The organism is Aquisphaera insulae, from assembly GCF_011064615.1.
In the GTDB taxonomy this organism is placed as follows: domain Bacteria; phylum Planctomycetota; class Planctomycetia; order Isosphaerales; family Isosphaeraceae; genus Aquisphaera; species Aquisphaera insulae.
This window is the reverse complement of record NZ_JAALJH010000143.1, coordinates 1-13,649: the sequence shown is the minus strand read 5'-3', so window position 1 is coordinate 13,649 and position 13,649 is coordinate 1. Positions and strand designations below refer to the sequence as shown.

Annotated in this window: 11 protein-coding genes; 9 read left to right on the top strand and 2 right to left on the bottom strand. The window is 68.9% G+C overall.

Annotated elements, in window-relative coordinates; all coding sequences use genetic code 11:
* The first annotated feature begins 999 nt into the window (after positions 1 to 999).
* The 3 genes from G6O54_RS35070 (at position 1,000) to G6O54_RS35060 (ending at position 2,941) form a co-directional block, all read left to right on the top strand.
* Entirely contained in the window at positions 1,000 to 1,350 is a 351-nt protein-coding gene (locus tag G6O54_RS35070; protein ID WP_165235019.1) for a helix-turn-helix domain-containing protein, read from the top strand.
* 1,094 nt (positions 1,351 to 2,444) lie between these two features.
* On the top strand, positions 2,445 to 2,669 hold the full coding sequence (locus G6O54_RS35065; protein WP_165235016.1) for a hypothetical protein: 225 nt from the start codon (positions 2,445 to 2,447) through the stop codon (positions 2,667 to 2,669).
* Positions 2,666 to 2,941, top strand: coding sequence for a ParE family toxin-like protein (locus G6O54_RS35060; protein ID WP_165235013.1), 276 nt, complete (start codon positions 2,666 to 2,668; stop codon positions 2,939 to 2,941). Before G6O54_RS35065 ends, G6O54_RS35060 begins: the two co-directional genes overlap by 4 nt.
* 283 nt (positions 2,942 to 3,224) lie before the next feature.
* Here the strand turns inward: G6O54_RS35060 and G6O54_RS35055 are convergent, their stop codons facing one another.
* Positions 3,225 to 4,712 (bottom strand): DUF1501 domain-containing protein, encoded by a 1,488-nt coding sequence (locus tag G6O54_RS35055; protein WP_165235010.1) that lies wholly within the window; start codon positions 4,710 to 4,712, stop codon positions 3,225 to 3,227.
* A gap of 283 nt (positions 4,713 to 4,995) precedes the next feature.
* Between G6O54_RS35055 and uvrB the strand changes: the two genes are divergently transcribed.
* The 5 genes from uvrB (at position 4,996) to G6O54_RS35030 (ending at position 11,687) form a co-directional block, all read left to right on the top strand.
* Positions 4,996 to 7,050: an excinuclease ABC subunit UvrB gene (uvrB, locus tag G6O54_RS35050; RefSeq protein WP_165235007.1), complete on the top strand. Its 2,055-nt coding sequence runs from the start codon at positions 4,996 to 4,998 to the stop codon at positions 7,048 to 7,050.
* 175 nt (positions 7,051 to 7,225) lie between these two features.
* Entirely contained in the window at positions 7,226 to 8,374 is a 1,149-nt protein-coding gene (locus G6O54_RS35045) for a substrate-binding domain-containing protein (protein ID WP_165235005.1), read from the top strand.
* 2 nt (positions 8,375 to 8,376) lie between these two features.
* Positions 8,377 to 9,300 carry a carboxylating nicotinate-nucleotide diphosphorylase gene (gene nadC, locus G6O54_RS35040; RefSeq protein ID WP_165235002.1) on the top strand — a complete coding sequence of 308 codons (924 nt, stop codon included), beginning with the start codon at positions 8,377 to 8,379 and terminating at the stop codon, positions 9,298 to 9,300.
* A gap of 47 nt (positions 9,301 to 9,347) precedes the next feature.
* Positions 9,348 to 10,418, top strand: a complete 1,071-nt coding sequence (locus G6O54_RS35035) for a biotin--[acetyl-CoA-carboxylase] ligase (protein WP_250847232.1) — start codon at positions 9,348 to 9,350, stop codon at positions 10,416 to 10,418.
* A gap of 594 nt (positions 10,419 to 11,012) precedes the next feature.
* Positions 11,013 to 11,687, top strand: coding sequence for a tetratricopeptide repeat protein (locus tag G6O54_RS35030; RefSeq protein ID WP_165234999.1), 675 nt, complete (start codon positions 11,013 to 11,015; stop codon positions 11,685 to 11,687).
* Between the two features lie 11 nt (positions 11,688 to 11,698).
* Here the strand turns inward: G6O54_RS35030 and G6O54_RS35025 are convergent, their stop codons facing one another.
* On the bottom strand, positions 11,699 to 13,015 hold the full coding sequence (locus G6O54_RS35025; RefSeq protein ID WP_250847231.1) for a cobyrinic acid a,c-diamide synthase: 1,317 nt from the start codon (positions 13,013 to 13,015) through the stop codon (positions 11,699 to 11,701).
* Positions 13,016 to 13,450: 435 nt separating this feature from the next.
* Between G6O54_RS35025 and G6O54_RS37555 the strand changes: the two genes are divergently transcribed.
* The coding region (locus tag G6O54_RS37555) for a hypothetical protein (protein ID WP_205679143.1) at positions 13,451 to 13,649 on the top strand (199 nt) is incomplete at its 3' end.

Genomic DNA, 13,649 nt, shown 5'->3' with positions numbered 1-13,649 from the left:
TCTCCAACAACTCGACCTGCTCTTCGCGGTATTCCACCATGGCCACCCGACCGAACCCGTCACAGGACTCCTCCAGTACGGGCCGCTCTGTCCGGCGACCGCGCGAGCTCCGACCGGCCCCTTTCCCATGCTTCTGTTCGCCACCAATTTGCGTTCGATCGTCATCTCGACGATCTGCTATCAAATCCATTTCTTTTTATTCACAAATAATTTGCATCGAAAACGCGGAACCAAGGCGAAACCAGTCGTCTTTCCTTCGCCGGCCCGCGCACTCCCCACACGGGCTGGCGCGTTCAAGTCGTGGCACAAACTTCCGAATTGCGAAAGAGCGACCCTTGAGGTCAGGGGCGTCCTTAGTCCCCGCGTTCCCATCATTCTCATAATCCCGAAAACTCGCCCGCGAGTTTCACCAATCCGGTCAAATTCTCCGACTTCCGTCTTGGTCCCGCATCAAGTCCGTGAACGAATTGATGCGGGGCAGGCCGATCTCGAGGACGTTTCTGATAAAGGAAGAGAAGCGCAGCCAGGTCCTGTTTCTGGTTGCTCGCCGCCACGTGCTCGTGTACGGCCACGTACGTGTGGACACCGCGAACTCGCCTGCCGCCATATCCCGGGGATGCCGCTTGCCATGAATGAGGATGGAGCGGCGAACCCAGCCTACATACGCTTAGTCGGCGTGAATGGCGTAGTGCCAGGTCCGTATTCGCTGTCGCACCTGGTCGAGAAGCTTCGGCGGATTCGGCGGTGTTTGCAGCGATATGGAAGCCGGTCCTTGGCGTTGTGTGGGATCGAGCCGCACCCCCTTGTTCCACGCCATGAAGCGCGTCATATTGGAGTCGATAGTTCTGCCTTGTTTTCTGCAAAGAACCGGTAGGCGTGTCGAGAGGCTGGGATCCCGTTCGGAACATTTCGCCCGCCGGTCCTATGCTGTATCGACGAGCGAGTTACTGGGAATTGGGATTCTGTCGAATCAGTTTTGGGAGGCGAGGAGGCAATAGCATGGCAAGTAACGCAGAAACTGTTGGCAATCGCATCGCCGATCTTCGGCGTCGAAAAAACTGGACGCAAGAAGACGTTGGGAACTTGATTAAGCGCACAGGTGGCCACATCTCGAACGTGGAGAACGGGAAGACGGAACTCTCTCCCTCCGAATTGGAAAAGCTAGCCACCGAATTCGAGGTCAACCCGTTATTCCTGATCGCGGGTATCTCGAACGACGTAAGCGAAATCGTGGATATGGTCGCCAGGATGGATCCGGCCAAGAGGAAGCTGGCGCTGAAGTTGTTCCGGCTAAACCTGGAATTGATGGAAATCACGAAGAACTGGCCGGCCGACTCAGTCAACGCCTAACCTCGCGCTGCAGTGGACCCCGGCCGCAGCAGCGCTATGTGCTATGAGCGAAGGCCGCTCGGGCGGGTCGGCCCGCCGAGTTTTGTCGTTAGGAGGCTGAGAGGTTCGTCGTGTGGTGGCAGCAGTTTCCGGTTGTCGAATTGCGCCCTTGCCTGCCGCCGTTGCCGGGCGACTGTCCCGACCCGCGGTTCCCGCCGGGCGCTGCGGTGCGTCTCATCGGCTACCCCGAGCCGTTGCGTCGTGTGCTGCGGGCAGAGTGGGACTGGCATCGTCAGAGGTACGTGTTCGTCGTCGAGACGTCCGCCCCTCCGCCGTTCGAGCCCTACTGGTTTGCGAGGCAGCTTGCAAAGGCGGAGTCTGACGTCTGACTTCGCCCCGCAGCGGCCCCGGGGCCACGCGGGCGCGTTGTCGTACTTCGAGCGGCTTGGTATGTGGCCGGTCCGCTGAGATCTCTAGTCGACAGTAGCGAGGTCATTGAAGTCGAGGTCGGTGTCAGGTGGGCTGGGCCCAGGCAGGATGCAATCCGAGTCGAGGCCGTCGCCCGCGGGCCGCGCTGCTATCGCCTTGAGCGCCTCGAGGAATCCATCATCATCAAGGCAACGCATGCTCCAGGCGCGGCCGATGCCTAACCTCCCGCTGCAGCGGCCCCGGCCGTGCGGCGTGAACGGCTGTCAAGGCATGTTCAGGGCCGGGTCCGCTGAGCCTGGTCGTCAGGCGACGAGGGAGAAGCAGATGCCTCCAGTCGTGCCGGATTCCTGGAAACCACGCCTGAAGTAGTACCTCCGCGAGCGGTACGTCGGGGAGCGCGACCACCTCTAGGCCGGCGATTTCCCGGCCGATCAGTCTGTGATGATTCGTTCCCCCGATGGCTTGCAAGTCCACTTCCGCGATGCCTTCGCCCCGGCGGATGAGAAGTCCGGCGAGGTCGCTGAGTTCGCCGAGCCTTGCGGGTATCGCGGTTTTCCTTCGGGCGATGCGGAGATCGAGAGACTCGGCTCGGGCGGGAGTCCGATCGTGCCTCGACTCGCATGGGTCGGGGTCGCGGAGTAGAATTGAGGGACGGATTCCATACTCGATCCGAGGTGCACTCGCCAATGTCAGAACTCATGGAGCTCGCCTTCTCGAAGGCCAGAGCATTGCCCGAGCCCGACCAGGAGGCGATCGCCTCGATCATCCTCCAGGAGATTGAGGCCGAGGGTCGCTGGGACGAGCTGTTTGCTCGACCCGAGTCAGCCACCCTCCTCTCGCGGATGGCCGATGAGGCCCTGGCCGGCATGCGGGCGGGACGGGCGAAGAAGCTCGACATCAGTGAATTATGAACTCGTTTTTGCTCCCCGAATTCATGGTGATGTACCGGGCCTTGCCCGAGTTGGTTCGCCAGCAGGCGAGGCACGCCTACTCGCTCTTCCAGCAAGATCCGTATCATCCCAGCCTGCGTTTCCGGCAGGTCCACCCAAACCGCCTGATCTTCTCGGCCCGCGTCGGTCGACACTATCGAGCGGTCGGGATCCGCCAGGGAAATGAGATCGGATGGTTCTGGATCGGCTCGCATTCGGAGTACGATCATCTCCTGAGCCAGCGTGACGCCTAACCGCGCGCTCCAGCGGACCCCGCACCGCTGCGGCGCCGGCACTTTCGTGATCCCCGGTCTGCTCCGGCGGTGCGGGTCCGCTGAGTCTCGGTGTTGGGCGGCGGGAGGCCGAGCGTGATCCCCAGGAGTCCGATTTCTTCGCATCGCTTCACGCGACGCGATGTCGGCGTCACGTCGCCGAACCCTTCACGCCGCCGACCTGGCACGTCCGCAAGTGCGGCCCCGCTGGTCGGGGCTTGTTCCGTCTTTCGGGTCCGATGCGACTCACGTGGCAGGAAGTCGATCAGCCGATGGCATCCATGAGGACCTCCGCGTCCGGGACGATGGCCAGCGGCCGTCCCTGGCGGTCGGTGAGGGGGGAGGCGGGGTCGATGCCCAGGAGATGGTAGATCGTCGCCAGGATGTCCTTGGGGGACACCTTGCGCTCGACGGGGTCCGAGGCGATCGCGTCGGACCGGCCGATGACGCGGCCGCGGGCGATGCCGCCGCCCGCCATGACGACGGAGTAGCATCGCGACCAGTGGTCGCGGCCGCCCCCGGGGACGTTCGACTGGATCCGGGGCGTCCGTCCATGCTCGCTGAGGACGACGACGAGCGTCTCGTCGAGCAGGCCGCGGCGGTCCAGGTCCATCACCAGGCCGGAGAGCGTGCGGTCGAGGCCGGGGAGCAGCTCATCCTTCATCCGGGGGAAGTGGTCCCAGTGGGTATCCCAGCCGGTGCCGGCGAGCCCGAATTCGTCCCAGAAGACCGTGACGAACCGCCCGCCCGCCTCGACGAGCCGCCTGGCCGTCAGGGCCGCCTGGCCGAAGAGGCTCATCCCGTAAAGGTCCCGGGTCTCGGCCGGCTCGCGGTCCAGGTCGAACGCCTGGCGCAGGCGGTCGGACGCCAGCAGCCGGTGGGCCGTCTCGCGATGACGATCGACGCTCGCGGTCCTCGCGTCGCCGTCCGCCTTGCGCAGGGACTCGATCTGATGGAGGAGGGACCTCCGGCGGTCGAGCCGGTCCAGGGTCAGGCCCGGCCCGAGGTCGGAAACCTCCCCCAGGCGGAAGCGGCTCGCGGGCGTGATGCCCCGGTACGGCTCCAGGCCGTTCCACGTCTGCTGGAGCAGGGTCTTGGTCGCCTTCCGCGTCCCCTCGCCGACGAACTCGGTGCTGACCGGGTCGTACGCCTGGCCCAGGAAGCCGCCGTACGGGCCCGCGCGCGGCACCTCGCCCACGCGATGGCTGCTGAAGGCCCAGGGGAGCACCATGTTCCGCGGCACGCCCGCGGGTTCTCCGCCGCGCCGGCCGTCGACGTAATCCACGACCGACCCGATGAACGGCCAGTGGACGGGATCCCGGGGGTTCAGCTCGGCGGACAGCGGGACGACGGGATTGCCGGTCGTCGCGTACGCCACCCCGTGGACCGGGTAGGGGTGCGAGACGGAACGGATCACCGTCATCTTGTCCATCACCGTCGCGAGCCGCGGCAACCCCTCGCCGACGTTCAGCCCCGGTACGCTCGACGCGATGCAGCCGAGCTCACCACGGACCCCCACGGGCGCATCCGGCTTCGGGTCGAAGGTCTCGATCTGCGACGGAGACCCGTAGAGGAACAGGAGGATGCACGACTTCGCCCTGCCGAACCCGGACGGATGGCCCTCCGCGCGGCCGGCCGGGGCGAAGGCCGCCCCCGCGCCCAACCCGAGGACCCCCAGCGACCCGACGTGCAAGAGGTCCCGCCGGGTGATCCCGTCGCAGAGCCGCTTCCGGTTTCCGAGGATCCTGATCAACGCCCGCTCCGATCCGCCTCGGCGGGAAAATCCAACACCAGTTCAACAGGCGTGCAGGGACAGTCTACGAGACGATGGTCGCGGCGCGAAGTGAGCGAAGGCGATTCAACGCCCCGGATGAACTTCCGGGCCGATCCGATCCGCCAGGCACCAGCCTGTACGGGGCCCGGTCCCGCGGGAAGCCTCCCGCCCGGGCCCTAAGGTTTGCGATTGGCAGGAATTGACGCACTGTAAATAATGACAGCATCGTGATCGGCTGATCGACCCCGGAGGAACCCACGCCATGCCTGCCTTCCAGCTCGTCAGCCCGTACCAGCCGGCCGGTGACCAGCCCCAGGCGATCGACGGCCTGGTGGAGGGGCTCCGGCTGGGGCGGGAGAACCAGACGCTGCTGGGCGTGACCGGGTCCGGCAAGACGTTCACGATGGCCAACGTGATCGCCCGCTACGGCAAGCCCGCGCTGGTGATGTCGCACAACAAGACCCTGGCGGCCCAGCTCTACGCCGAGTTCCGCGAGTTCTTCCCGCACAACGCGGTCCGCTACTTCGTCAGCTACTACGACTACTACCAGCCGGAAGCCTACATCCCCCAGCGCGACATCTACATCGAGAAGGATGCCTCGATCAACGAGGAGATCGAGCGGCTCCGCCTGGCGAGCACCAGCGCGCTCGTGAGCCGCGAGGACGTGATCGTGGTCGCCAGCGTCTCCTGCATCTACGGGTTGGGCTCGCCGGACGACTACCGGAAGATGATGGTCCATCTCAAGAAGGGGGACTTCGTCGACCGGGACGAGCTGCTGCTGAAGTTCATCGACATCCAGTACGACCGCAACGACGTGAGCTTCGAGCGGGGCAAGTTCCGGGTCCGGGGCGACGTGGTCGAGCTCTGGCCGGCCTACGAGGAGATCGGCTATCGGATCGAGCTCTTCGGCGACGAGGTGGAGCGGCTGGCGACGATCGACGCCCTCACCGGCAACGTCCTGGAGACGCACGAGGAGATGTACGTCTACCCGGCCAAGCACTTCGTCCTGCCGGAGGAGCGGATCCAGGCCTCGGTGGAGGCGATCGGCAACGAGCTCGAGGAGCGGCTCCAGCAGCTCCGGGAGCAGGGCAAGCTGCTGGAGGCCCAGCGGCTGGAGGCCCGGACTCGGTACGACATGGAGATGCTCCTGGAGGTGGGCTACTGCTCGGGGATCGAGAATTACTCCCGGCACCTGTCCGGACGCAAGGCCGGCGACACCCCGAGCACGCTGCTCGACTTCTTCCCCAAGGACAGCCTTCTGATCCTGGACGAGTCGCACGTGACGGTCCCCCAGATCCGCGGCATGTTCGCGGGCGACCACAGCCGCAAGCTGACGCTGGTCGAGCACGGCTTCCGGCTGCCGAGCGCGCTCGACAATCGGCCGCTCCGGATCGACGAGTGGGAGACCAAGTTCCATCGCCGGCTCTTCGTCTCCGCGACGCCCGCCGATTACGAGATCGCCATGTCCGGCGGCGAGGTCGTGGAGCAGGTCATCCGGCCGACGGGGCTGATCGATCCGGTCGTCCGCGTCGAGCCGGCGCGGGGCCAGGTCCCGGCCCTCCTGAAGGAGGTCAAGGAGCGTGCCGGCCGGGGCGAGCGGGTGCTCATCACCACGCTCACCAAGCGGCTGGCGGAGGACCTCACGCGCTACCTGAAGGAGCAGGGGCTGCGGTGCAAGTGGCTGCACTCGGAGCTGGACGCCATCGAGCGGATGACCATCCTCCGGGAGCTCCGCGAGGGGGCCTTCGATTCGCTCGTCGGCGTCAACCTGCTCCGCGAGGGGCTCGACCTGCCGGAGGTCTCCATGGTCTGCATCCTGGACGCGGACAAGGAGGGCTTCCTGCGGAGCGAGACCTCGCTGATCCAGACGATCGGCCGGTCGGCCCGGCACGTCAACGCGGAGGTCGTCCTCTACGCCGACAAGGTCACGCCGTCGATGCAGCGGGCCATCGACGAGACGAAGCGGCGCCGGGAGCTCCAGCAGGCGTACAACGCGAAGCACGGCATCACCCCGGAGACGATCCACAAGGCGATCCGGCGGGGGATCGAGGAGGAGATCCAGGCCCGGCAGGTGGTCCGCCAGGCCGTCGGCCGGGACGAGGTCACCGAGGCCAACGAGGAATTCCTGGCGGCGCTCGAGGCGGAGATGCTGGAGGCGGCGGAGAAGCTCGAGTTCGAGCGAGCCGCGGCGCTCCGCGACCGGATCCAGCAGCTCCGCGGCGGCGGCCAGGGCGGGCCGGCGGCCTCGCCCCAGGCCCAGGGGGCGCGAGCCAAGGCCAAGGCCAAGGCCCGGGCCGGGCGTCGCGGGCGAAACTAGCCGAAACGCGGCCGAGCGAGTAGTCTACTTGGGGGGACAACCTCGCCGTGCGCGTCCCCGGCAGGTCCAGGTCCAGTGGTTCACGAGCCGCGACACGACACGAGCCGCGACGGCTCGCCCATAGACCCGTCGGCGGCGACGGGCGGGAGCCGCGGCGGGCGGGAGATCCTCGATCATGATCGGATTGCTTGACGGGAGGGCGTCCTGCCGGGCGGCCCGGGGGAAGGGCGGCCTCAACGGCCTGGCTGGGCTGGTCGTCGCCGCCCTCGCCGCCTCGACGGCGGGTTGCGACTCGGGGTCGTTCCTGCCCCCCCCGCCCGCGGAGCTGAGCCCCTCGGACAACTCGACCAGGCCCGGGGTGACGGCCGCGGCCAAGCCCCTCGTGGTCGTCGAGTCCCGCCACCATTCCGACGAGGACTCCGCGCTGCTCAAGGCGATCGCCCGCTCCCAGGGCGGCGGAGAAGGCGTCCGCGTCGAGATCATCGCGGCCGGCGGGGAAGGCAAGCCGGAGGCACTCCTCAACGAGGCGGTCGCGCGGAAGCCCCTTTCGATACTCCTCGACGTGTCCGAGCCCCCCTCGGCGGCTCTATCCGCCGCCATCAGCTCGGCCCGCGGCAAGGGCATCCCGGTGATCCTGGTCGGACTCCCCGCGGAGATCCGGATCGAGCCGGCCGGATCCGCGACGTCCGCCGGCTCCACCCTCGCCCCGCTCGTCCAGGTCGTCCCGGAATCGCTCGATGCGGTCACGGCGAAGCTCGTCGACAAGGCCCTGGCCAACGCCAAGAACGCCAGGTACAAGCCCGAGGCCGGGGCCATCATCCTCGTCGATCCGAGCTGCGATCCGCTCGCGATGGCCCGGGCCAAGGCGTTCCGCGACGCCCTGGCCAAGGCCGGCGTCACCAAGGTGGAGGAGGTTCGGTACGAGGGCGAATCGAAGGACGCTCAGGAGAAGCTCAACCAGGCCCTCAAGGCCCATCCGGAGATCCGGATCGTCCTCGCGACCGAGGCCAAGGCTGAATCCGCGGCCGTGGGCTCGCTGGGCGATCAGGGGGATCGGGGCCTGTACGTGATCGCGGGTTTTGCCGGGTCGGACTCCGGCGCCAACATGACGCAGGTCGGCGACGTGGCGGCGATGGCCGTCTTCAGCCGGGAGCGGCTCCTTCGCAAGGCCGTGGTCGTGGCCGTGGCGACCGCCCGGGGCCAGGCCGCCCCCCGGGTGGAGCTCCTGATCCCGATCCACCTGTCCCCGTCGAACTCGGGCATGCCCAGGGCCTTCCGCGGCTACACCGACCCATCCAAGGCCCACAGCACCGCGAGGGAATGATCATGCCGCCTCCGGACGCACCGCGCCTCGGCTCCCGCTTCGGCGAGGCCGAGGCGCGGAATGCCGAGGCCCTCATCGGCCTGGCCATCGAGGAGGACCTGGGGCAGGCGGGGGACGTCACCTCCGCCGCGACCATCCCCGCGGACGCCCGCGGCACGGCCCAAATCGTGGCCCGGGCGCCGGGCGTGCTGGCCGGCGTGCCCGTCGTTGGCCTCCTGGCGGCCCACTTTCCACTCGAGGACGCCTTTCGAGCGATCCGTGCCGACGGCGACCGGCTCCGCCGCGGCGACGTGATCGCCGAGCTGACCGGCCCCGTCCGGTCGATCCTGGCGGTCGAGCGATCGGCCCTCAATTTCCTCCAGCGGCTGAGCGGAGTCGCCACCCTGACCGCCCGGTTCGTGGACGCGGTCTCGGGGACCCGGGCGAAGATCCTCGACACGCGGAAGACGACGCCGGGCTGGCGGATCCTCGAGAAGTACGCCGTCCGGTGCGGCGGGGGCGAGAACCACCGGATCGGCCTCCATGACGCGGTCCTCATCAAGGACAATCACCTCGCCTGGCTGGGCTCGCACGCCGGCCGCCCCGGCGGGGCGATCGCCGCGGCCGTCGCCGCCGCACGGTCCCTCGCCCCGAAGGGCACCGTCGTCGAGATCGAGGTCGACTCGCTGGAGCAGCTCGACGAGGCACTCCGGTGCGGGCCGGACATCATCCTCGTCGATAACCTCGGTGCCGCGTCGCTGGCGGAGGCCGTCCGGCGCCGGGATGAGCTCGCCCCGGGGATCGCGCTGGAGGCATCCGGCGGCGTCACCCTGGAGACCGTCCGGGCGCTGGCGGAATCGGGCGTGGATCGCATCAGCGTCGGCGCCCTGACCCATTCCGCGCCGGCCCTGGACATCGCCCTGGACCTGGAGACGGCGGGAGCCTGACGCGGAGCGAAGGGGAGCGGATCTCACGCGCCACCATGACGACCCCGATGAGCCCCCCAACCCCGGCCCTGAACATCCCGCTCCTGGACCGGCTGCGGGACACGCCGGGCGTGCATGTCGCGCTCGCGGACCTTGGCCCGGACCGCGCGGGGGTGCTCGCGGACCTGGACGCGCTGGCGCGGTTCGGATTCGAGATCGAGCGACATCCGTACCTCGGTGCGGCCTATCGGGGGCCCTCGCCGCGGATCTGCCCGGACCAGATCGAGTTCCGGCTCCCGACGCGGCGGATCGGCCGGCGGATCGCGGTCTGGAGCCGGGTGACCAGCACCAATGACCTGGCCGCGCGGGCCGGGGACTCGGCCGCCAACGACGGCCTGGTGGTGCTCGCCGAGGAGCAGTCCGCCGGCCGCGGCCAGCGGGGCCGCTCGTGGACCGCGCCGGCGGGCTCGTCGGTGCTGATGTCGGTCCTCCTCTTCCCGCCCGCCCGGCTGACCGCCGACGGGCCCTCGGGGGCGACCTGGCTGACGGCCCTGGCCGCCGTGGCGACGGCGGAGCTGGTGGTGGCCCGGACCGGTCGCGACGCGCGGATCAAGTGGCCCAACGACGTCCGGGTGGACGGACGGAAGATCGCCGGCATCCTCGTCGAGCGGGCGCTGTCGCTCGCCCTCGCCCCGGCCGGGGCCGAGTCGCCGGCGCCGCAGCTCCAGACCCGGGGCGTGGTGATCGGCATCGGCCTGAACGTCTCGATCCCGCCGGAATCCCTGCCGGACGAGATCCGCCCGCGAGTCGCCACCCTGCAGGGCCTGGGCGCCGGCCCGAACCCGGACCGTTCCGAGCTGGCCCGCGAGCTGATCGTCCGCCTCGACCGCTGGTACGAGACGGTCCTGTCCGAGGGCCCGGCACCGCTCGCCGCCGCGTGGTCCTCGCGGAGCGAGCACATCGGCAGGCCCGTGTCCGTCTCCACCCCCGCCGGCACCGTCTCCGGCCGGCTCGTCGAGCTGAGCCTGGAGCGCGGGCTCTTGCTCAAGGCCGACGACCAGGTTGATAAGGCCGGCGGCGGCTCCTCGATCCGACCCGTCCCCCTGGAGAGCGTGCTCGGGATCAGCGATCCGGCGTGAGCCGTCGACGATTCGAGCGTCCTTCCACCCGCCGCTTATCGAGAAGGCGACAACATGAAACCAGAGAGTGAATAGATTTATATTTGTTAGCGTATTTCGTGCGGGCCGACGACGGGGCCGGATGGCTCGTCGAGGCGGAAGATTGGGGCTCGCATCGACTTGCCCCGGAAACCGCTGGCATGGCGCGTCAGCGGGTGCTAGACTGAGCGCGGAAGACGACCGAGGGGCAACCGCCCCGGGGCCGTCCACGCCCGAGTCCGGTCCTGCCGAATCCTCCACGCCGATCGACGCCGCCGACCTTCGAGGGGGGGCCCCGCCGAGACTCTCGGGACGGACGAGGCCCGCGATCACCCTCTACTCCACGACCCGCCCTCGCGAGGAGATCGACGGATGATCGGGAATGGCCTCCGATGGTCCCGGCGCCGGACTGGCCGCGATCTCGGCGGCGCGCCCGGGCGTTGCTTGGCCTCGTCGTGTCTGCTCCTGCTCCTGATCGCGTCCGTCGTGACCCCGGGCGCGTTGACATCGACCCAGAGCCTCGCGGCCGGACCGGCCGGTCCGGACCCATCGCGCGTGAGTGGGGGGGGATCCGTCATGGGACAATCCCGAGCGAGCTCGCTGCTGATCGACTACTACGCGGACTTCCTTCGCGACCGGGACGTGGAACGGTTCCGCGACCGTGCCATGGCCCGTTACACCGAAGGGACGCTCGGCCGGATCCTGGCGGCCTCGCCGGACGTGACCGCTCGCCGCGGGGCGGTGCTCGCGCTGGGGACGTTCGGACGATTCGAGGGGAGCAACGAGCCGCTCGGCCGGGCGCTCGGCGACGACGATCCGGTGGTCCGGACGATGGCGGAGAGCGCGCTCTGGGCCGTCTGGTTCCGGGCCGACTCCGAGGAGAACAACCGCCTCCTCGAGAAGGTCCGACAGCTCATCTCGGACCGGCGGCTGGACGAGGCGACCACGCTGGCCTCCGGGTTGATCGCCCGCGCTCCGCGGTTCGCCGAGGCCTTCAACCAGCGGGCCATCGCCTACTTCGTCCAGGGCCGCTTCGCCGAGAGCGCGGCCGATTGCCGCAAGGTGGTCAGCCTCAATCCGTACCACATCGGGGCGCTGGCCGGCCTGGCCCAGTGCCAAATCCAGATGGGCGAGCCTCGCGAGGCCCTCCAGACCTTCCGCCGCGCCCTCAAGCTCCAGCCTCACAGCACGTCACTCCGGGACGCGATCCAGGTCCTCGAGACCCAGATCGGAACCGACGAGCCGCGTTGATGGCCGCCTTGCTAGTACCCGCGGACGGGAGGCCGCCTCAGGCTGGGGCGGTGTGGGTTGGCGAAGGCGGCGACGACCTCGGGGAGGGCTCCGAGATGCAGGTGGATCAGGCTGCCGACGGCGTGGTGATGGTAGTAGAGGTCGCCCTCGGAGGTGAGCGAGCCGAACGACTCCGGGCATTCGAGGGGCTCGTGGCTGGGGGTTAACCGCCACCGGCCGCTCCTGTAGCCGCGGACCGTCGTCCCCCGGGAGCCGAGCCAGCAATCGTGAGAGAGCGTCCGGGTGACCGGGGCCGGCGGCGTCGGCTGCTCCCGCAGCTCGGCGCTAAACGGGAGGATGGCGGCCCCCCGGAGCGGCTGACCGTCGACGATCATCCAGCGGCCGAGGTACGCGGTGCCGCCCCCCTCGGTGTAGATCCGATGGCCCCGGCAGACGTGCTGGCGGAGCGCCGCCAGCATGCTCAGGTTGGAGGAGAGCCGGTCGGCGTGCTCGTCGGGCAGTCCGCAGCCGATCATCACGAGGTCCACCCCCGGTGGGAGCGCCTCGTCGCGGAGCGGAGAGAACTCGACGAGCTCGGCGCCCAGCGCCTCGAGCACCTCGATGGTGTCCGGGAAATAGCGGCCGAAGGCCTCGTCCTGGGCGTAGGCGACGCGGAAGCAGCGTCCGCAGTCCGCCAGGCCGCAGGCGCAGAGCAGGTCCCGGTATTCGAGCGGTTCCCGGCCGGCCGCCAGCTCCTGGATCTCGTCCGGGCAGGAATGGCGGAGGAAGTTGCGAGCCAGGGCCTCGACGGCCGACTCCGGCAGGAAGTCCACGCGATCGGGGCCTTCCAGCATCCGTCGGACCGACGGCAGGACCTCGAGGGCCCCCAGGACCGGCACCCCGGCCGCGAGCCGGACCATCCGACGAAGCCGGGGAAGGTCCGCGGGATCCCTCAGGCGGTCGATGAGCACGCCGTCGATTCCTCGCGGCAGCCTCGGGAGATGGAGCACGTCTCCGCACGATTCCGGCGCCGAGATCACGGCCACGGTCGGCAGGTCGAGCATCCTCGCGACCTCGCCCAGGCTGCCCGGCTGGTCGCTCGTGGAATACGGCTGCGGGGTCGCGATCGGCTCCAGCGTCCCTTCCACGACCGCGAGATGAGCCCCGCTTGCCCCCCTCGCGAAGAGGGAGCGGCAGACCGATTCCGGCATCAGCCAGGAGTCCAGATGCCGTCCCGGCAGCCCGGTGACCTGTCCGACCAGCTCGGTCGCGGTGGGGCAAGCCCTCGTCCGGAAGTGTTGAACCCGGCGGTGAGAGCCCGCGAGTCCCGCCATCAGGGCGAGGCTCATCGTCGAGGGCTCCGGACCTGAGGCGGCGGTCGCCAGGGCCAGGCGAGGAACATCCATCATCGCGATTCCGAATACGGGAGGGCGGATCTCGTCGTCCGACGGCGCGATGCACCGCACCCCCTCAGGGGGTCTAAACCCGCCAGGCTGGCGGCTCGCGCTCGAGGAGGAGGATTCGAGCCTTGCGAACCTTCGTGCGTGGCGACGGCCTGACGTACGCAATGATAGCGCCGGCCCAGGCGAGGTCAAGGTGGGACCGCACCAGGGGATCGGTCCGCCTTGACCGTCTGTTCACTGGTTTCGTCCGGTCCCTTCTCGCCTTGTGGGAAAGCCCCGCCCGGGATACCTTCCCTGCCCGAGCCGGGGGCCTGGGAGGAGCCGGGGCAACCCCGTTCGAGCGAGCTGCGTTTCGGAGCCGCGTGCGGCCGGGAGCCACGGATGGATCGGAGCCGGATAGCGGAACGTCGCGGGAGCCCCGCGCCGGCGTGCCTCAACGCCTGGCTGTCAGGCTGCGCTGTTGCCCTGACGATCCTCTGGGCCGCACCCGAGGCGGCCCGGGCGCAGACCGCCGAGGCCCGCCATTCGGCCGCGCCCGCACGGTCTCCGTCCATCTCGGTCGACACGTTCCCCCTGGAGC